This window comes from Georgenia daeguensis, from assembly GCF_039537705.1.
Classification (GTDB): Bacteria; Actinomycetota; Actinomycetes; order Actinomycetales; family Actinomycetaceae; genus Georgenia; species Georgenia daeguensis.
The window spans coordinates 62319-83726 of sequence record NZ_BAABBA010000007.1 but is presented as its reverse complement, the minus strand read 5'-3'; the positions used below and the strand labels follow the sequence as shown (position 1 = coordinate 83726).

The 21408-nt window shown below is 74.5% G+C and carries 17 protein-coding genes; 7 read left to right on the top strand and 10 right to left on the bottom strand.

What is annotated here, in order from left to right:
• The first annotated feature begins 296 nt into the window (after window positions 1-296).
• The 6 genes from ABD774_RS08740 (at window position 297) to ABD774_RS08715 (ending at window position 10092) form a co-directional block, all read left to right on the top strand.
• A complete protein-coding gene (locus ABD774_RS08740) occupies window positions 297-1814 on the top strand; it encodes a cytochrome ubiquinol oxidase subunit I (protein WP_345039949.1) in 1518 nt (505 codons plus the stop codon).
• Window positions 1815-1885: 71 nt separating this feature from the next.
• Complete coding sequence (gene cydB / locus ABD774_RS08735; protein WP_345039947.1) at window positions 1886-2950, top strand: cytochrome d ubiquinol oxidase subunit II; 1065 nt, start codon at window positions 1886-1888, stop codon at window positions 2948-2950.
• A 4-nt stretch (window positions 2951-2954) separates the two neighbouring features.
• Entirely contained in the window at window positions 2955-4871 is a 1917-nt protein-coding gene (gene cydD / locus ABD774_RS08730) for a thiol reductant ABC exporter subunit CydD (RefSeq protein WP_345039944.1), read from the top strand.
• Window positions 4868-6910 (top strand): ATP-binding cassette domain-containing protein, encoded by a 2043-nt coding sequence (locus ABD774_RS08725; protein ID WP_345039942.1) that lies wholly within the window; start codon window positions 4868-4870, stop codon window positions 6908-6910. The genes cydD and ABD774_RS08725 overlap by 4 nt, the downstream gene beginning before the upstream one ends.
• A complete protein-coding gene (locus tag ABD774_RS08720) occupies window positions 6907-8772 on the top strand; it encodes a GAF domain-containing sensor histidine kinase (protein ID WP_345039939.1) in 1866 nt (621 codons plus the stop codon). The genes ABD774_RS08725 and ABD774_RS08720 overlap by 4 nt, the downstream gene beginning before the upstream one ends.
• Before the next feature lie 615 nt (window positions 8773-9387).
• Window positions 9388-10092 carry a hypothetical protein gene (locus tag ABD774_RS08715; RefSeq protein ID WP_345039937.1) on the top strand — a complete coding sequence of 235 codons (705 nt, stop codon included), beginning with the start codon at window positions 9388-9390 and terminating at the stop codon, window positions 10090-10092.
• A 252-nt stretch (window positions 10093-10344) separates the two neighbouring features.
• Here ABD774_RS08715 and ABD774_RS08710 read toward each other — a convergent pair whose 3' ends face one another.
• The 8 genes from ABD774_RS08710 to ABD774_RS08675 all read right to left on the bottom strand — a co-directional run bounded on the left by ABD774_RS08710 (window position 10345) and on the right by ABD774_RS08675 (window position 16016).
• Window positions 10345-10959: a response regulator gene (locus ABD774_RS08710; RefSeq protein ID WP_345040216.1), complete on the bottom strand. Its 615-nt coding sequence runs from the start codon at window positions 10957-10959 to the stop codon at window positions 10345-10347.
• Window positions 10960-11115: 156 nt separating this feature from the next.
• Window positions 11116-12153: a bifunctional DNA-formamidopyrimidine glycosylase/DNA-(apurinic or apyrimidinic site) lyase gene (mutM, locus tag ABD774_RS08705; RefSeq protein WP_345039934.1), complete on the bottom strand. Its 1038-nt coding sequence runs from the start codon at window positions 12151-12153 to the stop codon at window positions 11116-11118.
• A gap of 6 nt (window positions 12154-12159) precedes the next feature.
• Window positions 12160-12864, bottom strand: a complete 705-nt coding sequence (rnc, locus tag ABD774_RS08700) for a ribonuclease III (RefSeq protein ID WP_345040213.1) — start codon at window positions 12862-12864, stop codon at window positions 12160-12162.
• Window positions 12865-12920: 56 nt separating this feature from the next.
• Complete coding sequence (locus ABD774_RS08695) at window positions 12921-13493, bottom strand: YceD family protein (RefSeq protein WP_345039931.1); 573 nt, start codon at window positions 13491-13493, stop codon at window positions 12921-12923.
• Window positions 13494-13750: 257 nt separating this feature from the next.
• On the bottom strand, window positions 13751-14275 hold the full coding sequence (locus ABD774_RS08690) for a hypothetical protein (RefSeq protein WP_345039929.1): 525 nt from the start codon (window positions 14273-14275) through the stop codon (window positions 13751-13753).
• On the bottom strand, window positions 14272-14763 hold the full coding sequence (coaD, locus tag ABD774_RS08685) for a pantetheine-phosphate adenylyltransferase (protein WP_345039927.1): 492 nt from the start codon (window positions 14761-14763) through the stop codon (window positions 14272-14274). The genes ABD774_RS08690 and coaD overlap by 4 nt, the downstream gene beginning before the upstream one ends.
• Before the next feature lie 57 nt (window positions 14764-14820).
• Complete coding sequence (gene rsmD, locus ABD774_RS08680) at window positions 14821-15447, bottom strand: 16S rRNA (guanine(966)-N(2))-methyltransferase RsmD (protein ID WP_345039924.1); 627 nt, start codon at window positions 15445-15447, stop codon at window positions 14821-14823.
• Window positions 15448-15602: 155 nt separating this feature from the next.
• The gene (locus ABD774_RS08675) at window positions 15603-16016 is read right to left on the bottom strand and encodes a transferase (RefSeq protein WP_345039922.1); all 414 of its coding nucleotides are present in this window, start codon (window positions 16014-16016) and stop codon (window positions 15603-15605) included.
• A 220-nt stretch (window positions 16017-16236) separates the two neighbouring features.
• Between ABD774_RS08675 and ABD774_RS08670 the strand changes: the two genes are divergently transcribed.
• On the top strand, window positions 16237-17265 hold the full coding sequence (locus ABD774_RS08670) for an LLM class flavin-dependent oxidoreductase (RefSeq protein WP_345039920.1): 1029 nt from the start codon (window positions 16237-16239) through the stop codon (window positions 17263-17265).
• Between the two features lie 147 nt (window positions 17266-17412).
• Here the strand turns inward: ABD774_RS08670 and ABD774_RS08665 are convergent, their stop codons facing one another.
• A complete protein-coding gene (locus ABD774_RS08665) occupies window positions 17413-19698 on the bottom strand; it encodes an ATP-dependent DNA helicase RecG (RefSeq protein ID WP_345039918.1) in 2286 nt (761 codons plus the stop codon).
• Window positions 19695-21281: a DAK2 domain-containing protein gene (locus ABD774_RS08660; protein ID WP_345039916.1), complete on the bottom strand. Its 1587-nt coding sequence runs from the start codon at window positions 21279-21281 to the stop codon at window positions 19695-19697. Before ABD774_RS08660 ends, ABD774_RS08665 begins: the two co-directional genes overlap by 4 nt.
• Window positions 21282-21408 lie beyond the last annotated feature (127 nt).

The following is a 21408-nucleotide window of genomic DNA, read 5'->3' as shown; positions in this document are numbered from 1 at the left end:
TCTCCGTCCCCTGCTGCAGCGCACTCGCCCGGATGGCGAAGCGGCGCGAGGTGGACGGCACTGAGGCGGTCACGTCGTCGTCGGACCGGAAGACGGGGTGTGGAGCTGCCCTCCGGCCAGGACCAAGTATCGCACAGCGGCCTTCTTCCCACGCCCCGACCCGCCACAGATCGTGACGGACCGTCACCTCCCGGGACCAACGTCCCGGTGCCCCAGGGGTGCCCGCTTCTAGGTTGGAACGCGAAATCTCGGCCGGAACGGGCCGGCCCGACCTCCGTCCCGAAGGGGCACTTCAGGTGGAAGCACTCGACCTGGCACGGTGGCAGTTCGGCGTCACCACCGTCTACCACTTCATCCTCGTCCCCCTCACGATCGGGCTCTCGCCGCTGGTCGCGATCATGCACACCGCCTGGGTGCGCACCGGGAACGAGAAGTGGCACCGGCTGACGAAGTTCTTCGGCAAGGTCCTGCTGATCAACTTCGCCCTCGGCGTCGCCACCGGCATCGTCCAGGAGTTCCAGTTCGGCATGAACTGGTCGGAGTACTCCCGCTTCGTCGGCGACATCTTCGGCGCCCCGCTCGCCATCGAGGCCCTGGCGGCCTTCTTCCTCGAGTCCACCTTCCTGGGCCTGTGGATCTTCGGCGAGGGCAAGCTGCCCAAGTGGCTGCACTCCGCCTGCATCTGGGCGGTCGCCGTGGGCACCAACCTCTCGGCCTACTGGATCCTCGCGGCCAACTCCTGGATGCAGCACCCCGTCGGCGCCGTCTACAACCCGGAGACCGGCCGCGCCGAGCTCGACGGCGTCTCCGGCTTCTTCGAGGTGATGACCAACAACACCCTCGTCGCCGCGTTCTCCCACACCGTCACCTCCGCCTTCCTGGTCGGCGGCACCTTCGTCGCGGGCGTCTGCGGCTGGTGGATCGTCCGCTCGGCCCGGGCCGGGCGCCAGCACGAGGCGAGGCAGGTGTGGCGCACCGGCGCCTACGTCGGCCTCGTCACGATGGTCATCGCCGGTGCGGGCGTCGCCGTGACGGGCGACTTCCAGGGCAAGCTCATGTACGAGCAGCAGCCCGCCAAGATGTCGGCCGCCGAGGCGCTGTGCGAGGGCGAGGAGGCCGCGGCGTTCTCGCTGCTGACGATCGGAGACCTCTCGAACGACTGCGAGAGCGTCCAGCACCTCATCCAGATCCCGGGGCTCACCTCCTTCCTGGGCACCGGCTCCTTCTCCGGCGAGGACAGCTACCTTCCCGGCGTCAACGACATCCAGGAGGAGTACACCGAGCGCTACGCCGACCAGTTCGGCACCGACGTCGACTACGTGCCGAACCTGGCCGTGACCTACTGGTCCTTCCGGCTCATGATCGGGCTGGGCATGGCGTCCCTCCTCCTCGCCGCGGCGGGGCTGTGGGTGCTGCGGAGCGGACGCGTCACCGACACCACGTGGTTCTCCCGGCTGTCACTGGCGGTCCTGCCGCTGCCGTTCCTCGGCGCCTCCTTCGGCTGGATCTTCACCGAGATGGGCCGCCAGCCCTGGGTGGTCCACCCCAACCCCGCCAACCCGGTCGACCAGGTCTACCTGCTCACCCAGGACGGCGTGTCCACCGTGGTCCCCGTCGCGTCCGTGCTCACCTCGCTTGTCGTCTTCACCCTCCTCTACGCCGCCCTCGGCGTGGTGTGGTTCCGGCTGATCCGGCGCTACGTCCGCGAGGGCGTCGAGCCGCTGGCCGCCGACCTGGAGCGGGCCGACGGCGCCGCCGCGCCGGACCGTGGCCGAGCGGACGAGCTTGAGCCGACCCTGTCCTTCTCTTACTGACCCCGCGCCGCTCGCACCGCCGCGCCGCCCGCCCCCGTCGCGCCTGACCGCCCCTCCCGACTGGAGAAGTCATGGATCTCCCCCTCCTGTGGTTCCTGCTCATCGCCGTCCTGTGGACCGGCTACCTCGTGCTCGAGGGCTTCGACTTCGGCGTCGGCATGCTGCTCAAGCCCTTCGCGCGTGACGAGCGGGAGCGCCGGGTGCTGCTGCGCAGCATCGGCCCGGTCTGGGACGGCAACGAGGTCTGGCTGCTCACGGCCGGGGGTGCGACCTTCGCGGCGTTCCCGGAGTGGTACGCGACGATGTTCTCCGGCATGTACCTGCCTCTGCTGATCATCCTGCTGGCGCTGATCGTGCGGATCTGCGCGATCGAGTGGCGCGCCAAGATCGACGACCCCGTCTGGCGCAACCGGTGGGACTGGGCGCACACCGTCGGCGCGTGGGTCCCCGCGGTGCTGTGGGGCGTCGCCTTCGCCAACCTGGTGCAGGGCATGGAGATCGAGGTGGTGGACGGCAACCACCAGCTGGTCGGCGGGTTCTTCTCCCTCCTCACCCCGTTCACCGTCCTCGGCGGCGTCATGACCGCCGTCGTCTTCCTCACCCACGGCGCCGTGTTCCTGGCGCTGAAGACCGACGGCGAGGTCCGCGAGCGCGCCGGCGTCCTCGCGCAGCGCCTCTCGGTGGTCTCCCTCGCCGTCGCGGGCGTCTGGGCGGTCCTCGCGCAGACGCTCTACTCCGCGCACACCCTGACCTGGGTGCCGCTGGCGGTGGCCGCCGCGGCGCTGGTCGGCGTGGTCGTGGCCACGCGCGCGCGCCGGGAGGGCTGGGCGTTCGTGCTCAACGCCGTCGCGATCGTCGCCGCCGTGGTGCTCATCTTCGGCGTCATGTACCCCAACGTCATGCCGTCCTCGATCGACCCCGCGTTCTCGCTCTCCATCCACGAGGCGGCCTCCACCGAGGCAACGCTGACCGTCATGAGCGTGGTGGCGCTCCTGCTGGTCCCGGTCGTGCTGGCCTACCAGGGCTGGACGTACTGGGTGTTCCGCAAGCGCATCAGCACGGACGAGATCCACGGGCACGAGGGCCTGCCGCCGGCGGAGGCGCGCGGCGCCGGGCAGGCCACGGGGGCACACTGACCCGGTGAGGCCTCTCGACCCGCGGCTCCTGAAGCACGCCCACGCCGCGCGCCGCTACATCGCGGTCACCGCCGTCACCGGGTTCGCCACCGCGGCCCTGGTGATCGCCCAGGCGCTGCTGATCTCCCGTGCCGCCGCGCCGGTGGTCGAGGGAACGGCCGGGTGGGATCACGCCGCTCCCCTGGTCGCGGTGCTGGCCGGCGTGTTCGTGACCCGGTTCGTGGTGCTGGTCGTCCAGGAGTCGCTGGCGCACCGCGCCGCGCGGGACGTCGTCGCGGACCTGCGCGAGCAGGTTCTCACCCGCGCCGTGGCGCTGGGTCCGCGCTGGCTGGGCGGCCACGGCGCGCAGGTGACCACGCTGGCCACCCGCGGGCTGGACGACCTCGAGCCGTACTTCGTGCGCTACCTGCCCCAGCTGCTGCTCGCCGCCACGGTCACCCCGGCGACGATCGCCGTCGTCCTGGGCCTCGACCTCTCCTCCGCGCTCATCATCGTGGTGACCATCCCGCTGATCCCGGTGTTCATGTGGCTGATCGGCGTGCTGACCCAGCGCTTCGCGGCCGAGAAGCTCGTGGCCATGGAACGCCTCGGCGGGCAGCTCCTGGACCTGCTCGCCGGGCTCTCCACGCTCAAGGCGCTCGGCCGCGAGCACGGTCCGGGCCGGCGCGTGGGCGAGCTCGGACGGGCGTACACGCGCACCACCATGGCCACCCTGAAGGTCGCGTTCCTCTCCGGGGCGGTGCTGGAGTTCCTCGCCTCGATCTCCGTGGCGCTGGTGGCGGTGACCATCGGCATGCGCCTGGTGTACGGCGACGTCGACCTCACCACCGCCCTCGCCGTCCTCATGCTGGCCCCGGAGGTCTACAAGCCGCTGCGCGAGGTCGGCGCCCAGTTCCACGCGGCCGCCGACGGCGTCGCCGCCGCCGAGGAGGCGTTCGGGATCCTCGACCAGCACCCGCCCGCCGCGGGCACCGCACCGGCGCCCGACCTGCGCCGCACCGACGTCGTCCTCGACGGCGTCACCGTCCTCGCCCCCGGACGCGGCCTGCTCGCGCCGTGGCGGCTCAGCGCGCGGCTCCGACCGGGCCGCGTGGTCGCCCTGGTCGGTCCGTCCGGGGCGGGCAAGACGACCGCCGCCTCCGTCGTGCTCGGGCTGCTCCGCCCCGACGACGGCACCGTCCACCTCGTCCCCTCGGACGACGGCGGCGCCGCGGGCCTCGCTATGGACGACGTCGAGCCCGCGTCCTGGCACCGCCAGGTCGCCTGGGTGCCGCAGCGCCCGGTCATCGTGCCGGGCACCGTCCGCGCCAACGTGCTCGGCTCGGACACCGCCGTCGTCGACGGCCGGGTCGAGGCGGCCGCCGCAGCGACCGGTCTCGACGCGGTCCTTGCCGAGCTCCCGGCCGGGTGGGACACCCCGCTGGGCCACGGCGGGGCGGGCCTGTCGGTCGGTCAGCGGCAGCGCCTCGCGCTGACCGGTGCCCTCCTCGGCGACCAGCCGCTCGTGGTCCTCGACGAGCCCACCGCCCACCTCGACGCCGCGTCCGAGCAGCACGTCCTCGACACGGTCGCAGCGCTGCGCGACGCGGGGCGCACCGTCCTCGTCATCGCCCACCGGTCGGCGCTCGTCGGGATGGCCGACGACGTCGTCACGGTCGTGGCGCGGCCCGTTCCCGAGGGGGCCGACGCCGCCTTCGTCGATGCCGACGCCGACGCCGACGCCGACGCCGACGCCGACGCCGACCGTATCGATGCCGATGCCGCCGCCCCCGTCGATGCCGACGCCGACGCCCCTGCCTATGCCGACGGGGCCGGGCGCGCCGACACGGTCGCCGACGGCCCCCACCCGGTCGGCCCCAGACCCGCGCCCGACCGGGGAGACGCCGACCTCCCGGGCAGCCGCTCCGGAGCGGCCCGATGACCGCCGTCGACGCCTCCGCCGTCCCCGACTCCGTCGTCCCGGCGGGCGAGCGCGGGGTCCTGCCCGCCGCCGAGCGCCGGGCGCTGCGCCGCGCCGTCGGCCTCCTCGACCTCGACCGGGTACGCCTGCTCTGGGCGGTCCTCGCCGGAAGCGCGGGCCTGGCCAGCGGTATCGCGCTGACCGCGACCGCCGCCTGGCTCATCGCCCGCGCCTCGCAGATGCCCCCGGTTCTCGAGCTCTCGGTCGCCGCCGTCGCGGTGCGCACCTTCGGCATCTCCCGCGCCCTCCTGCGCTACCTCGAGCGCCTCGCCTCCCACCTCGTGGCACTGCGCGGCATGGCGACCCTGCGGGAGCGCGTCTACACCACGCTCGCGGCGGGCCGGGCGGACGCCGTCGCGGGCCTGCGCCGCGGGGATCTTCTCGCCCGCACCGGTACGGACGTGGACGCGGTGGGGGACGTCGTGGTCCGGGCCCTGCTGCCGGCCGTCGTGGCCGCGGTGGTGGGCGCCGGGTCGGTGGTGCTCGTGGCGTGGCTGAACCTCGGCGCCGGCCTGGTCCTGGCCGTCTGCCTCCTGGTGGCCGGCGTCGCCGGCCCGTGGCTAACCATGCGCGCGGCGCGCCTGGCGGAGGGAGCCGCGACCGCGGCCCGCGCGGAGATCAGCGCGACCGCCATGACGATGGTCGACGGCGCCGCCGAGCTGACCGTCTCCGGGCGCCTGCGGGACGTGCGCGCCTCCCTGCGCGGGACCGAGCGCGACCTGGCCCGCGCCAAGGACGCCGCGGCCCGCCCGGCCGCCCTCGCCGCGGGGGTGGACACGCTCGCCATGGGCGCCGCCGTGCTCGGCTCGCTGGTGCTCGGCATCCCGGCCACCGTGGCGGGCAGCATGGAGGCCGTCGAGCTGGCCGTCATCGTGCTGACCCCGCTCGCCGCGTTCGAGGGCACCGCGATGCTCGGGCCCGCCGCGGTCCAGCTGGTGCGCTCGAGCGGCTCGGCCGTGCGGATCATGGAGCTGCTCGACCGGGCGGGGGACGACGCCGGTACCGCCGCGAGCCGCGCCTCGTCGGAGAACGCCGAGGTCACGAGCCGCCCCACCACTGGCCGCCCCACCGCTGGCCGCCCTCCCGCTGGCAGCGCGACTGCTGGCCCCCCTCCCGTTGGCACCGCGACCGCGGGCGTTGCGTCTCCCGTCGGGGGCGCCGTTCACATCGCCACGTCACCCGTCACCGCGTCACCCATCACCGCGTCACCCGTCGGTGACGCCACTCCCCCGCCCGGTCCGCACCTGGCCGCCCGAGGGCTCGCCGTCGGCTGGCCGGGAGGCCCCGTCGTCGCCGAGGGCATCGACCTCGATCTCTCCCCCGGACGGGCCCTCGCCGTCGTGGGTCCGAGCGGGATCGGCAAGACGACCCTCCTGCTCACGCTCGCGGGGCTCCTGCCCCCGCGCGCGGGCACGGTCGAGCTCAACGGGGTCCCGGTGTGGGAGACGGACCGGCAACGGGTGAGCGCCGACGTGGCCCTCACCGCCGAGGACGCGCACGTCTTCGGCACCACCGTGCTCGAGAACCTCCGGGTCGCGCGCGGCGACGTCACGGCGGACGAGGCCACCCGCCTGCTGGGGCGGGCCGGTCTGGGCGACTGGCTGGCGGGCCTGTCCGACGGCCTGGGCACGATGCTCGGCCCGGACGCCGCCACGGTCTCCGGCGGCGAGCGCCGCCGCCTTCTCCTCGCGCGTGCGCTGGCCAGCCCCGCGCGGCTCCTGCTCCTGGACGAACCCGGCGAGCACCTCGACCCCGCCACCGCGGACCGGCTCCTGACCGACCTCCTCCGGACCGGCGCCGACGACGGCGACGGCGACGCCTCGCGCGGCGTCGTGCTCGTCACCCACCGTCTCTCCCCGCTGGGCGCCGCGGAGGAGGTGATCGTCCTGGGCGCGCGGAACGACCGACCGGCTACGGTTCTCGCGCGGGGGACGCACGAATCTCTCCGCGCCGACGTACCGGCCTACCGCTGGGCCCTGGAGCAGGAGGAGCACCGATGAGCATCGACGACGCCGCCCGCTGCCCCGTGGCGCACGGTGGCGCGGGTTCGCCGGCTCCCGGCACGGCGGCCGCGACGGGGGCGACAGGCGCGCCGCGCCGCGCGCGGGGTGACCTGAGCCGTCGTCCCGACGACCGGCCCTACACCGGGCCGGCGAAGGCGGTCGACGCCGCCGGCGCGTCCGCCGACACGCGGCCCCACACCCTCGCCACGAACACGTCGTCGCTGCTCGGCGCCGCGCTGAACCTGACCGCTCAGCTCGACGTCAGGGAGGCCCTGCGGCACTTCGTCGACCGGGCCGCGCGGCTCACCGGGGCGCGGTACGCCGCCCTCGGCGTGCTCGACAACCGCGGGGAGACCACGGCGTTCGTCCAGGTCGGCATGACGGAGGCGGAGCAGGAGATCCTCGGCCACCCGCCGCGCGGGAACGGCGTCCTCGGCGCCATCCCGGTGGACGGTCCGCTGCTGCTCGAGGACCTCACCGAGCACCCCGACTTCGGCGGGTTCCCCGAGGGGCACCCGCCCATGCACTCCTTCCTCGGCGTCCCCGTCCGGGTCCAGGAGAAGGTCTACGGCCGGCTGTACCTGGCGGAGAAGGACGGCGGGTTCACCCAGCGTGACGCCGAGGACATGATGAGCCTGGCGGAGGCAGCCGCGGTCGCCGTCGAGAACGCCCGGCTGTACACGGAGGCCCGCAACCGCGAGCGCTGGATAGCCGTGAGCCAGGACATCACCACAACCCTCCTCGAGGGCACCGAGGAGGAGGAGGCGCTCGAGATGATCGCCGCCCGCCTCCGCGAGGTGGCCGAGGCGGACACGGCGTTGATCGTCCTGCCCTCGGTCGGGACCTCGTGGGTCTGCGAGATCGCGGACGGGTACCGCGCCGGGCAGCTGGTGGGCCTGGTGTTCCCCCCGGACGGGCGAGCCATGACGGTGCTCAAGGAGGGCACCGGCATGATCGTCGACTCCCTCACGCGGCTCCGGACGCTCAGGCTGAACGAGCTCGCCCACTTCGGTCCGGCGCTCTACGCGCCGATGATGCTCCGCGGCGAGGGTCGCGGCGTCATCCTGCTGCTGCGGCGCGTGGGCGAGCCGGAGTTCGACCGGTCCGACCTGATGATGGCGGAGTCCGTCGCCGGGCAGGCCGCGCTCGCCCTGGAGCTGGCCGCCGCCCGGCACGCGCAGGACGTCGCCTCGCTCCTGGACGAGCGCGCGCGCATCGCCCGCGACCTGCACGACCTGGCCATCCAGCAGCTCTTCGCGACCGGCATGCAGCTCGCCTCCGCGCGCACAGCGATGGCCGAGCGGGGCGAGCACGCGCTCGCGAACCTCCTGGAGGAGTCGCTCACCAGCGTCGACGAGTCCGTCAAGCAGATCCGCGCGATCGTCCACTCGCTGCGCGAGCCGGACGCGGCGGTCGTCCTGGTCGAGCGGCTGCGCCGGGAGGCCTCTCTTGCGCGGACGTCCCTGGGCTTCGCGCCGTCCCTGATCATCGAGGTGGACGGCACGCCGATCACCGACGACCAGGCACAGGCCGACCTGATCACCCAGATCGACGACCGGGTCGGTGCCGACATCGCGGACGACGTCGTCGCCGTCGTGCGCGAGGGAATGGTCAACGCCGCGAAGCACGCCAAGGCGTCGTCGGTGCGGGCGCACGTGAGCGTGCTCGGGAGCGGGTTCACCGGAAGGATCGTCGTCGACGTCACCGACGACGGGCTGGGAGTACCACCCTCCCTCTCCCGCAGGTCAGGCCTGGGCAACCTCGCCGCACGCGCCCGGCGGCACGGCGGCACGTTCTCCATCGGCCGCACCGAGTCGGGCACCGGCTCACAGGTGAGCTGGCAGGTGCCGCTCACCTGAGTCGTCGGTCTACCTGAGTCGTCCGTCGATCCGCGGGCTCGCCCGACCTTCCCGGCCGCTCACTCACCCCGAGCCGCCGGCGACCGTGAGGACAGCGATCTGGGCTGAGGACAGCAGATCAGGACGCGGCCTTCGGCTGAGATGGCGGTCCTCACTCGTTGCGCAGCGGCGGGAATCGACGCTTCATCCCCAGGCCCGAGATATCCACGGGGCCGGCGGAGCGGTCAGTGCCGACGTCGGCACACGCTGCACGCTGTGGGAATGGACATCCGACAGCACGTACGGCCCGCTCTGCCCACGGTCTATCTGGTGCGCGACCACGGTGCCGAAGCGGTCCGGGCCGGAGTCCGCGAGGGCCGCCTGGTCCGCGTCCGGCCCGGCGCCTACGTCGACACCGTGGCCGACGAAACCCCGTGGGCCCGCCGTGAACGGCTTCTCCTGGCGCGATGCGTGGCCGCCTCCCGTCAGCTCGGGCCGGAGCACGTGGTGAGCCACACCGCAGCCGCGCTGCTGCACGGCTGCCGACTCTGGCGCATTGGCGACGACGTGCACGTCAGCCGGCCGGGCACGGTCACCAACCATCGTTCGCCGTTCGTCCGGCGGCACCGCGCCGTCGTGCCGGCCGACGACGTGACGACTGTCGGCGGGATCCGTGTGACCAGCCTGGAGCGAACGATCGTGGACTGTGCGCTCACCCTCCACCCGCGGGACGCGCTCGTCGTCGTCGACAGCGCGATGCGCCTCCTGACGCTCCCCGACCGCTGGCGCCGACCTGAGTCCGACCGCCGCATCGAGGACCTCAGGCTGCTCCTCTCCGAGCGGCTGGAGGCTCGCGCGGCCCGCCGCGGCAAGCCCACCGCACGCTCGGTCCTGGCGCACGCAGACCCGTTCGCGGAGTCAGCACCTGAGTCGGTCCTGCGCTGGATCGCCGTGTCCAGAGGCCTCCCCCGGCCTGTCTCTCAGTTCCGGGTGGAGACCGTTCGTGGGACGTTGTTCAGCGACATGGGCTGGACTGTCGAGCGCGTCGCTCAAGGTGCCAGGGACAGCGCCTTCACCGTTCACGCCGAGTTCGACGGCCGGGTGAAGTACCGCGGTACCGACGGAGTTGCTGCCGCCAGAGCAGTGGTCGACGAGAAGCTCCGGGAGGACGCGCTCCGAGAGAGGGGCGACAGGGTCCGGCGGTTCGTCACCGAGGACCTCAGCCACCAGGCGCGCACCTTCGAACGTCTCTGCAGCGCCTTCCCACGATCGGTCACCGCGAGGTTTCGACCCGTGCCGGAGCTGATGCCACCGCCGGGCAGAACAGGCGAGGCGAGCTGACGAAGCAAGGTGTGCGGAGCCTGCGGCGGCTGACGCGTCGCTGCAGCCGTGCCCGTGAAGACCGACGTTCCAGGCCATGACAGCCGAACGGGCATCGGTCCTCAGCCGAAAAGGCGGTCCTCAAGGAGCACCGGCCCTCAGCGAAAGGCGGTCCTCAGGGAGCACCGGCCCTCAGCGAAAGGCGGTCTCCAGAGGCAGCGGTCCTCAGCGCAGACGGCGGCCCTCAGAGGAACCGCAGTCTCCGAACGGGACTCAGCCGCGCCAGCCGGCGGCCCGCTGGCCGGCGACCCAGGCCGCGACCTGCGTGCGGCGCTGCAGGCCCATCTTGCTCAGCAGCGAGGTGATGTGGTTCTTGACCGTCTTCTCGGCCACACCCAGGCGCTCGCCGATCTCGCGGTTCGACAGTCCGTCGCCGATCAGGTCGAGCACGCGGCGCTCCGAGGGCGTGAGGTCCGCCGTCGGGTCCTCGTGGTCGGCGCGGCGGCGCGTCACGGTCCGCTCGTCCAGCAGGGTCCGACCGGCCGCGACCGCCTTGACGACCTCGGCGATCTCGGCGCCGCGCACCGTCTTGAGCAGGTAGGCCTTGGCGCCGGCCTCGAGCGCCTCGGCGAGGGCGTCGTCGTCGTCGAAGGAGGTCAGCACGATCGGCCGCGCACCGGGCACCTTGTCGCGCAGGGTGCGGACGATGTCGATGCCGGTGCCGTCGGGCAGCTGGAGGTCGACGAGCAGGACCTCGGGCCGGACCAGCTCGGCGCGGCGCACCGCCTCGGCGACCGAGCCGGCCTCGGCGACGACGGTCAGGCCGTCGGCGCGGTCGACGATCTCCGCGATGCCTCGCCGCACCACCTCGTGGTCGTCGATGATCATCACGCGGATGTCGCGCGGCTGCTGAGAGTCCTGAGCGTTCGGCACCCCCCGAGACTACCCAAGACCGGCGGTTTTCTGCGCATCCCCAGGTCTGCGAGCCGAACCGTGGCGAGGCTCCGTACGGTCGGGGCGGCAGCGGGCGCGCGACACACCCGGTCAGCGCGGGAGCGCGGGACGGCGCTGGCAGCGCGGGCAGGAGAAGGAGCCGCGGTTCATGAACTCCTCACGGCGCACGAGTGCGCCGCACCGCGGGCACGGCCGGCCGGCCCGGCCGTAGACCGCGAGGGAGCGCGCGAAGAACCCGGCTGCGCCGTCGACGTCGACGTACAGGGCGTCGAACGACGTCCCGCCGACGGCGAGCGCCTCCCCCATCACGTCCGTGGCGGCGTCGAAGAGGGCGCGGAGCCGGTCGGGACGGAGCACGTCGGTGCGGCGGGCCCCGTGCAGGCGGGCGCGCCAGAGCGCCTCGTCGGCGTAGATGTTGCCGACGCCGGAGACGAGCGTCTGGTCCAGCAGCGCGCGCTTGATCTCGGTGCGGCGGGCGCGGGTCCGGCGCACGAGGTCGGCGCGGTCGAGCGCCGGGTCGAGCAGGTCGCGGGCGATGTGGGCGACCGGGGTGGGCACGACGGCGGCGTCGCTGCCGAGGCCGCCGGGCGCGCCGTCGGCCGTCGGAACGGTGTCCACGGCCATCACGTGGCCGAAGGTGCGCTGGTCGACGAACCACAACTGACCGCCGTCGACGAGGTCGATGCGCACGCGCAGGTGGGCGGTGGTGAGCGGGATGTCACGCACGATGGTCGGCGGCAGGGTGGCGGTGAGGTCGGCGGGCCGCTCGCCGTCGGCGAGGACGTCGGCCGCGTCCGCGAGGAAGGCGTCCGACGGGTCCGTCCCGGGGGCCCGGCGGGCGCCCTCGGGCTCCTGCACGAGCAGCTGCCCGCTCATGCCCAGGTGGACCACCAGGGCCTGGTCCGGCGGCGCCCCGGGCCCCTCGCCCAGCGTCAGCCACAGGTACTTGCCGCGGCGCACGGCGGCCGTGAACTGCTGCCCGGCGAGCCGGTCGGCGAGCTCGCGCGCCCCGCCAGGCTGGCGTCGCACGCTGCGCGGGTGACGGACCTCGACGGCGGCCACAGGCCGGCCCAGCACACGGCCGGCCAGGCCGCGGCGGACGGTCTCGACCTCGGGAAGCTCGGGCACGTCGGCTCAGGCGGGCTCGCCGTCGCCGGCGGTGGCCACCGGCTGGCCGGCGAGGCGGGCGTAGGTGTCCTCGGCGGCGTTCTGCTCGGCCACCTTCTTCGAGCTGCCCACCCCGCGGCCGTGCTCCTCCCCGTCCAGCACGACCGTCGCCGTGAACGTCCGCGCGTGGTCGGGGCCCGTCCCGGTGACCACGTACGTGGGTGCGCCGAGCCCCCGCTCGGCGGTGAGCTCCTGCAGCGAGGTCTTCCAGTCCAGCCCCGCGCCCAGGTTCGCCGCCTGCGTCAGCAGCGGCCCGACGAGCCGCTCGACGACGGCGCGTGTGTGCTCCAGGCCGTGGCACAGGTAGGTCGCGCCGATCAGGGCCTCGACGGTGTCGGAGAGGATGGAGTCCTTCTCCCGGCCGCCGGTGACGAGCTCGCCGCGCCCGAGGAGGATGTAGCCGCCGAGGCCGATCTCCCGCGCCACCGACGCGAGCGCCTTCTGGCTCACCGTGGCGGCGCGCATGCGGGCCAGGTCGCCCTCGGACTCGTCGGGGTGGGTGCGGTAGAGCCGTTCGGTGACGATGATCCCGAGGACGGAGTCGCCCAGGAACTCCAGCCGCTCGTTGGTCGGGATGCCCCCGGCCTCGTGGGCGAAGGAGCGGTGCGTCAGCGCCAGGACCAGCAGCTCGGGGTCGATCGCCGTCCCCAGTGCGGCGGTGAGGGTCTCCACGTCCTGCCGTGCGGGCGCCTCGGGCTGGGCGTCGGACCTCCGTCGACGAGCGCCGCTCACCGCTCGCCGTCCTTCGTCTCGCCCTTCTCCTGCAGCAGGCTCCCCAGCGCGGACCAGCGCGGGTCGAGCTGCTCGTGGTGGTGGCCGGGCTCGAGGTCGTCCATCCGCTCACCGCACGCGGGGCAGAGCCCACCGCAGTCGGGCCGGCACAGCGGCTGGAAGGGCAGGGCGAGGACGACGGCGTCGCGCAGCGTCGTCTCGAGGTCGATGAGCTCGCCGTCGACGGCGGGCAGGTCCTCGGCCTCCTCGTCGCCCTCCTGGACCAGCGAAGCCTTGGTGCTCGCGTAGTAGAAGAGCTCGGAGATCTCCACCTCGAGGTCCTGGTCGAGGTCGCGCAGGCAGCGCACGCACTCCCCGTGCAGGCCGACCGCGGCGGTGCCCGTCACGAAGACCCCGTCCATCACGGCCTCGAGCCGGAGATCCAGCTCGACGTCGGAGCCCTCGGGGACGCCGATGACCTCCGTGCCGAGGTCGGCGGGGGCGGGGACGGTGCGCTCGACGGTGCGCATCGTCCCGGCTCGGCGGCCGAGCTCGTGCGTACTCATCACGAGCGGCGATCGGGCGTCCATGACACTCCTTGCAGCAGCCGCGCGGTGCGCGGGAGGACCGGTGAACGGGCCCCGCGCCGGTGCCGGCTCCCGAGAGCGCCGCCGGGTGGGACCAGCGTTCGATGCTACCCACGCCGGGCGGTCCGCGCGCGAGCCGGGGTCCGCGCGCGAGCCGGGGTCCGCGCGCGAGCCAGGGGCCGGGCGTGGGTCAGGGTCCCGGTGCGGCCTGAGTCCGGGCGCGCAGCCGGGAGCGGGCGGGCCGGGCGGGCCCGCCCGGGTCACTCCTCCGCAGCGACGGCGACCCGGCCGGCGCGGGCGGAGAGGGCCTCGCGGCCCGCGCGCACCTGCGTGCTGATCGAGTTCAGGTCGATCTCGAACTGGGCGAGCTGGCGGTCGCAGTAGTCGTTGGCGTCCGCGGCCAGCTTGGCCGCCTTCGCCTCCGCGTCCCGGACGATCTGCTCCGCACGCTCCTCGGCCAGCCGCACGACGTTCTCCTCGCTGACGAGCTCCTCGGCGCGGACGCGGGCCTCCTCGACGATCTTGTCCGCCCGCTGACGGGCACGCTCCACCATCGCGTCGGCGTCGGCCACGATGTCGTCCGCGGTCTGGATCTCCTCGGGGACCACGGCGCGCGCGGCGTCGAGCAGGTCGAGGGCCTCGGCGCGGTTGACCAGCACCGAGGCGGACATCGGCATGGCCCGTGCCGCGGTGACGAGCTCGGTGAGCTCGTCGAGGATGGAGATGAGCGAGGCGCCGTCCTCGGCGTGCTGCTCGGCGGAGGCGTACTGCTGGCTGGCGGTCATCGTGCTTCTCCTGAGTTGCTCAGCGCCCGGTGCAGCGCGGCGGCGACGGCGGACGGGACGAGGTCGGAGACGTCGCCGCCGTGCTGGGCGATGTCCTTGACGAGGGACGAGGCGACGTGGGCGAGCGCGGGGTCGCCCATCACGAAGACGGTCTCCACCCCGGTGAGGTGGCGGTTCATGAGGGCCATGGCGTGCTCGGCGTCGAAGTCGGCGGCACCGCGCAGCCCCTTGACGATGGCGGTCGCCCCGACGTCGGCGCAGTACTGCGCAAGCAGCCCGGGCACGAGCTCGACCCGGACGCCGTCGAGACCGGTGACGGACTCGCGGGCCAGGGCGAGGCGTTCCTCGGCGTCGAAGAGGTACCGCTTCGCGGGGTTGTGCGCCACGGCCACCACGACCTCGTCGAACATCGCGCGCGCCCGCCGCACGGCGTCGAGGTGGCCCAGCGTGATGGGGTCGAACGACCCCGGGCAGACCGCGAGGCTCATCGCCGCTCCACTTGGACCATGCGATTCACGGTAGCGGGCCGGACCACGAAGTCTGCGTTACGACGCGGGCGGCGCGTCACCGGCCGGGGCGGCGAACCAGACCTGGGTGTCGCCGTAGCGTCGGGCGTCGGTCGGCCGCAGCCCGGCCGGCCACGCGGGCTCGGGGCTGCGGCGGGACCGTTCGACGACGACGACGGCGTCCCGGTCCAGCCAGGGGGCCGGTCCCGGTGGGGCGGGCTGGTCGGGGTCCTCGCTGCCCCGCGCCGCGAGCAGCGCCAGGACCTCCCCGAGAGCCTCCTCGGTCACGTCGTACGGCGGGTCGAGCAGCACGAGGTGGGCGGGCGCCGCGCCGCGGGCCGGGGCCGAGGCGAGGTAGGTCTCCACCCGTTGCGCGACGACGTCGACCTCCCGCAGCCCGAGCGCCTTGGCGTTGCGGCGGCACAGGTCGGCCGCCGGGCGGGCGGCCTCGACGAGCGTCACCCGCTCGGCGCCCCGGCTCGCCGCCTCGAGCCCGAGGGCCCCGGACCCGGCGTAGAGGTCGAGGACCCGTGCGCCGCCGACCACGCCCAGGTGGTCGAGGCGGGAGAAGAGAGCCTCTCGTACCCGTTCGGAGGTGGGCCGGGTGCCGCTGCGCGGCACCTGGAGGGTCCGGCCACCCGCGGTGCCGGCGACGATCCTGGTCACCGGGTCAGCGTAGTGACGCACGCACCGCGCCCGTCCGGCGGGGCGGCAGGTCAGGCGACCGGAGATCGCCGTGCCGAGCGCCCGGACCAGCCGCAGGCCAGGTGTCCGGCGAGGCGGCGTGCCGCGGCAGGCGGGGGGCGGCGCAGTCTGCCCGCTCAGGCCGCGGCGCCCACCTTGCCGCGTCTGCCGGCCACCTCGACGACGGCACCCGCCTTGACCACGGTGTCCACCGGGACGGTGACGCCCGCTCCGATCCGCGCGTCCGCGCCGACACGGACCCGCGTGCCGAGGGTCGCTCCGCGGCCGACGACGGCACCCGGACCGACGTGGGCGTCCGCCCCCACGACGGCCTTGGCGGCGACGGCGGCACGCCGGTCGATCCACGCGCCCGCACTCACGCGAGCGCCGGCGCCCACCCGGGCACCGGGGTCGACGTAGGCCCCGGCGGCGACGAAGGCCGTCGGGTGGACGCGCGCGCTGGACTCGACGAGGCCACCGCCGTTCGCGTGGTGGAAGTACCGCAGGACGGTGCCGTCGTCGTCCTCCAGCTCGACATGCGTGGGCCGCATGCTGATCCCTCCCCCGGGATTGACTCAGGGATGTTCTGTACACCTGTCCTAACGCGCGAGCAGGTCAAAGGATTCCAAAAATGATGCGCCCTGCTCGCCGGCTCCGCTCGCGCACGCCGGGCGCCTGCGGCGGCGTCTGGCCCTTGACGGTCCGGCCGACGTACGGTGATCGGACGCGCACCCCCCGTTGTGCGCGGGTCGGAAAAGTCGGAGGTCCCCCATGCCCGTGCCCGTGTCAGTGCTCGACCTCGCCACCGTCCGGCCGGGCGGGAGCGTGCGGGAGACGTTCGACGCCAGCGTGGCGCTGGCCCGGGACGCGGAGCGATGGGGCTACCGGCGGTACTGGTTCGCCGAGCACCACAACATGCCGACCATCGCCTCCTCCGCCACGGCCGTGCTGATCGGGCACATCGCCGGCAGCACCTCAACCATCCGGGTCGGTGCCGGCGGCATCATGCTGCCGAACCACTCGCCGCTGGTGATCGCCGAGCAGTTCGGCACGCTGGAGACGCTCTATCCCGGCCGCATCGACCTCGGGCTCGGCCGCGCGCCGGGCGGGGACATGGCGATGCTCCAGGCGCTGCGCCGTCACCCCACCGACTCCGACCGGTTCCCGCAGGACGTCGTGGAGCTGCAGTCGTTGCTCGGCCCCGCCCGCCCCGGCCAGACGGTGCGCGCGACGCCCGGCACAGGCACCGAGGTCCCGCTGATCATCCTCGGCTCCTCGCTGTTCGGCGCGAAGCTCGCCGCCGCCCTGGGGCTGCCCTACTCGTTCGCCTCGCACTTCGCACCGAACGCCCTGGTCGACGCGGTCAGCACGTACCGGCGGGAGTACCGGCCCTCCGACGCGAACCCCGAGCCCTACGTCATCGCGGCCATGAACGTCTTCGCCGCCGACACCGACGTCGAGGCGCACGAGCTGTACCACTCGGCACTGCGCGCGAACGCCGGCCGGCTCACGCGCAGCGGCCTGCCGCTGTCGGACGAGGACGCCGACGCCGTCCTCGCCTCGCCCGCCGGCGACCAGATCCGCCACATGCTCCGCTACTCCGCCGTCGGCTCCCCGGCCACGGTCCGCGAGCAGGTCGAGCAGTTCGCGGCGCACGCGCAGGCGGACGAGATCATCGTCGCCTCCAACACCCCGACCGCGGAGGCGCGACGCCGCTCCTACGAGCTCCTCGCGGAGGCCCTCGAGCTGCCGGCCGGCGCAACGACTGGGTCGACGGACGGGCGGACAGGCACCCCCTAGACGACCACGAGGGACACGGTCTGCACGAGGACCCGGGTCCTCACGAGTGCCCGGATCCTCACGAGCGAACCGGTCTGCAGGAGCGCCCGGGCCGCCCCACCGGCAAGAAGCTCGTCGACGCCCGCCCCGGCGCCGCTCTCTGCTCGCTCACGTGCGCTCGAGGTACGCCGCGGCGTCCTCGTCGATCGACTCGGCGACCATGCGGGCGAGACCGGGCTCGGAGTCCAGGGCGGGGTCGTGGGCCACGAGCTCACGGGCGGCGGCCCGCGCGGCGTCGATGATGTCCGCGTCCTGCAGCACGCGCAGCAGCCGCAGCGAGCTGGACCGGCCGGACTGGGTGGCGCCCAGGACGTCGCCCTCGCGCCGGAGCTTCAGGTCGGTCTCGGCGAGCTCGAACCCGTCGGTGGTCGCGGCGAACGCGGCCAGACGTTCGAAGGAGCCGGAGTCCGGGTGCGCGGCCGTCACCGCGAGGCACATGCCGGGCTTGGTCCCGCGCCCGACCCGGCCGCGCAGCTGGTGGAGCTGGGACAGACCGAACCTGTCGGCGTCGAGGACGACCATCACCGTGGCCTCCGGGACGTCCACGCCCACCTCGATGACCGTGGTGGATACCAGCACCGGGGTCCGGCCGGCCGCGAAGTCCGCCATCGCGGCGTCCTTGGTGTCGGTGGGCAGCTGCCCGTGCATCTCGCCGATCGCCACGCCCGCCAGCGCGGGGGTCTGCCGAAGCAGGGCGGCGACCTCCTCGACGGAGGCGAGCGGCCGGCGCGGCTCCGCCGCCTCGTCCAGGGCGAAGAGCTCGTCCGAGCCGTCGTCGGAGAAGCCGTCCTCGGTGGCGTCGCCGCCGTTCTCGCCCGCCGTGATCCGCGGGCACACGACGTAGGCGCGGCCCCCGGCCTCGACCTCCTCGCGGACGCGCTCCCAGGTGCGCTCGACCCACCGGGGCCGGTCCGCGGGGACGATGTTGGTGCTCACGCCCGCCCGTCCGGCCGGCAGCTCACGCAGGGTGGACGTCTCGAGGTCACCGAAGCTGGTCATCGCCACGGTCCGCGGGATCGGCGTCGCCGTCATGACCAGCAGGTGCGGCGTGGCGCGGCCCTTGGCCCGCAGGGCGTCGCGCTGCTCCACGCCGAAGCGGTGCTGCTCGTCGACGACGACGAGGCCGAGGTCGGGGATCTGGACCACCTCGCTGAGGAGCGCGTGCGTGCCGATGACGATCCCCGCCTCGCCCGAGGCGGCGGCGGCGAGCGCCTTGCGGCGGGCGGCGGCGCCCATCGACCCGGTCAGCAGGACCACCCGGGTGCCCTCCTCGGCCCCGCCCAGCATGCCTGCCTCGGCGAGGGGGCCGAGCAGGCCGGTGATGGAGCGGTGGTGCTGCTGGGCGAGGACCTCGGTGGGGGCCAGGAGCGCGGCCTGGCCCCCACCGTCGACCACCTGGAGCATCGCGCGCAGCGCGACGACGGTCTTGCCCGAGCCGACCTCGCCCTGCAGCAGCCGCATCATCGGGACCGGTGCGGCGATCTCCCGCTCGAGCACCGCCGCCACCTCCCACTGCCCGGCGGTGAGCTCGAAGGGCAGGCGGGCCTCGAACGCGTCGCGGATGCCCCCGCCCCGGGGCTCGTAGGCCGTCGCGGCGTCGGACAGGGTGGCGGCGCGGCGCTGGGCGAGCGCGGTCTGGAGGACGAAGGCCTCCTCGTGGCGGAACCGCCGGCGCGCGCGCTGCCAGTCCTCCGGGGTGCGGGGGGCGTGCAGCCCGCGCAGGGCGGTCATCACGTCGGGCAGGTCGTGCTCCCGGCGGTAGGCGGCCGGCAGCGCCTCGGGGACGTCCTCGGCCGTGAGCGGGCGCAGCACGGTCTCCACCGCCTTCTCGATCTGCCAGCTGGCGATGCTCGCGCTCGCCGGGTAGATCGGGATGGGCCAGTCGACCTTCTGCACGGCGGCGAACTCGTCGTCGAGGTCGTCGAAGGTCTCGTAGTTCGGGTGCGTGAGCTGGCGGTCGCCGCGGTAGGCGCTCACCGTGCCGCTGAACATCCCGGTCGCGCCGCGGCGGAGCCGCCGCTGGTGGTGCTCGAGCGAGCGGGAGTGCTTGCCGAAGAACGTCAGGAGCAGCTCGTCGGTGCCGTCGGTGATCCGGACGTTGAGGATCGAGCCCGACTTCCCGCGCATCTGGCGCAGATCGTTGGAGGACACCTCGGCGATCACCGTGACGTGGTCGCCGACCCGCAGCTCCCGCAGCGCCGTGAGCTTGCCGCGGTCCCCGTAGCGGCGTGGGTAGTGCCGCAGCAGGTCGCCGACCGTGTGCACGCCGAGCTTGCCCAGCGCCTTGCCCGTCCTGGTGCCGAGCTCCTTCTCCAGGGAGCGTCCGAGACGGCCCCCGACCTCGCCGAGGAATGCCGGGTCGTGGCGGCTCTCGCGAGCGATCGGCTGGTTCACTCCACCCCCAGAAGCAGGGCGGGGGACGACTGTCCCCCGTCGACGACGACGACCTCCGCGGCCGGCGCGAGCGCGGCCACCGCCGCGCGGACCTCCGACCCGGTACCGGCGCCCGCCCCCGCCCCGACGACGGCGGTCACCAGCTCGTCCCCGGGGACGAGCAAGCTCTCCAGGGCGTCGCGCACCGCCCCGTCCCCCGTGAGCGGCACCGCCCGGGACCGCATCCGGGCGCGCGCGTCGTCCGCGCGCCGGCGCGCGTCGTCGAGGTCGTTGACGAGGGCGCCACCGACCTCCGTGGCCGCGGCGAGGACGAGCAGGTCGTCCGCGGGTGGCGCGACGTGAAGACGCACGGGGCGGGCCCGGTGCGGCGCGGAGCGGCCGTCGTGCCCCGCCGCCGTGCGGGCGGCCTGCGCCGCGGGCTCGTCGCACGGCAGCACGAGGACCTCCCCGGCGAGCGTGTCGGTGGCCGCCCGGACCACGGTGGCGGCGTCCGGGTCGAGAACCGCCGCCGCCCCGGCGCGCGCCAGGTGCTCGAGCAGCCCGGGGGCGCGGGTGCAGGCCACGACGCCGACGCGCACCGGGTCCCGCCGCACGAGCCGGACGCAGACCTGCGCCATCTCGCCCGGGCCGGCGAGGGCTGCGGCCGGATCGTCCGTGTGCACGTGCACCTGCCACAGGTGCTCTCCGCCGACGACGGCGACCGAGTGCCCCGTGCGCTGCAGGCCTTCCCGTACCGCCGCGGCCCGGTCCGCACCGGCGTGCAGCACGTACATGACCTCGAACGCGCCGGCACCGTCGTCCTCGGGCCGCGGCCCGAGGGCCGGCTCCTCGGTGGGCTCCCCCGGCGCCGGCCCGTTGACCGGCTCCTCGGCGGGCTCCTCGGGCGCCCGCTCGCCCGCGGCCGGTCTCGTGCCGAGCCGGGCGAGGAACGTGGTGACCCGTTCGGCGCGGGCGGTCCCGGCGTCGCCGGTGGCGGTCACGACGTCGAGCAGCGCGGTGAGCAGCACGACGTACCCCACGCCACCGGCGTCGACGCCGGCTCCGCCGAACGCCCCGCGGGTCTCCGCGAGGGCGTCCCGCGCCGCCAGGCCCGCCGCCCGGACGACCGACTCGAGGTCGCCGCCCTCGTCCGCGGCACCGGCGGCGGCGACGGCCGCGGCGCGTGCGACGGTCAGGATGGTGCCCTCCACGGGCCGGCCCACCGCTTCCCGCGCCTGCGCGGCGGCCGCGTCAAGACCGGCGGCCACGGGGCCGGGCCCGGCCGAGGCGCGTCCCGCGAAGGTCGCCGCGAGGGCCTGGAGGCACTGGCCGACGATGATGCCCGAGTTTCCCCGGGCGCCGAGCAGGGCGCCGTCGGCGGCGGCGCGGGTGAGGGCCGTCAGATCGGCGTCCGGGCCCAGCGGCCGCACGGCCTCGGCGGCCCCGGCGAGGGTGAGGACGAGGTTCGTCCCGGTGTCGGAGTCCGGCACCGGGAAGACGTTGAGGCGATCGATCTCGTCGCGCACGAGCAGCAGCGACCGCAGCGCGTGCTCGAACCATCGGCGGACGGCGGCGGCGTCGAGCTCGGCGAGGGTGGCGACCACGGACTCCCCTCGGCGGCTCCCGCGGACCGGCCCGGTGCCGGTCCTCTACGATCCTCAGGTTATCCGCCGTCGCCCACACGGGCCGGTACCGCTGTGGGAACGTGGCCGGATCGGTCCCGGCAGCTCG

What these genes read in the sequence shown, in the direction of transcription:
- cydB (WP_345039947.1), top strand. Translation starts at nt 1,886, where the DNA reads ATGGATCTCCCCCTCCTGTGGTTCCTGCTCATCGCCGTCCTGTGGACC.
- ABD774_RS08725 (WP_345039942.1), top strand. Translation starts at nt 4,868, where the DNA reads ATGACCGCCGTCGACGCCTCCGCCGTCCCCGACTCCGTCGTCCCGGCG.
- ABD774_RS08720 (WP_345039939.1), top strand. Translation starts at nt 6,907, where the DNA reads ATGAGCATCGACGACGCCGCCCGCTGCCCCGTGGCGCACGGTGGCGCG.
- ABD774_RS08710 (WP_345040216.1), bottom strand. Translation starts at nt 10,959, where the DNA reads ATGATCATCGACGACCACGAGGTGGTGCGGCGAGGCATCGCGGAGATC.
- ABD774_RS08695 (WP_345039931.1), bottom strand. Translation starts at nt 13,493, where the DNA reads ATGGACGCCCGATCGCCGCTCGTGATGAGTACGCACGAGCTCGGCCGC.
- ABD774_RS08690 (WP_345039929.1), bottom strand. Translation starts at nt 14,275, where the DNA reads ATGACCGCCAGCCAGCAGTACGCCTCCGCCGAGCAGCACGCCGAGGAC.
- coaD (WP_345039927.1), bottom strand. Translation starts at nt 14,763, where the DNA reads ATGAGCCTCGCGGTCTGCCCGGGGTCGTTCGACCCCATCACGCTGGGC.
- ABD774_RS08675 (WP_345039922.1), bottom strand. Translation starts at nt 16,016, where the DNA reads ATGCGGCCCACGCATGTCGAGCTGGAGGACGACGACGGCACCGTCCTG.
- ABD774_RS08670 (WP_345039920.1), top strand. Translation starts at nt 16,237, where the DNA reads ATGCCCGTGCCCGTGTCAGTGCTCGACCTCGCCACCGTCCGGCCGGGC.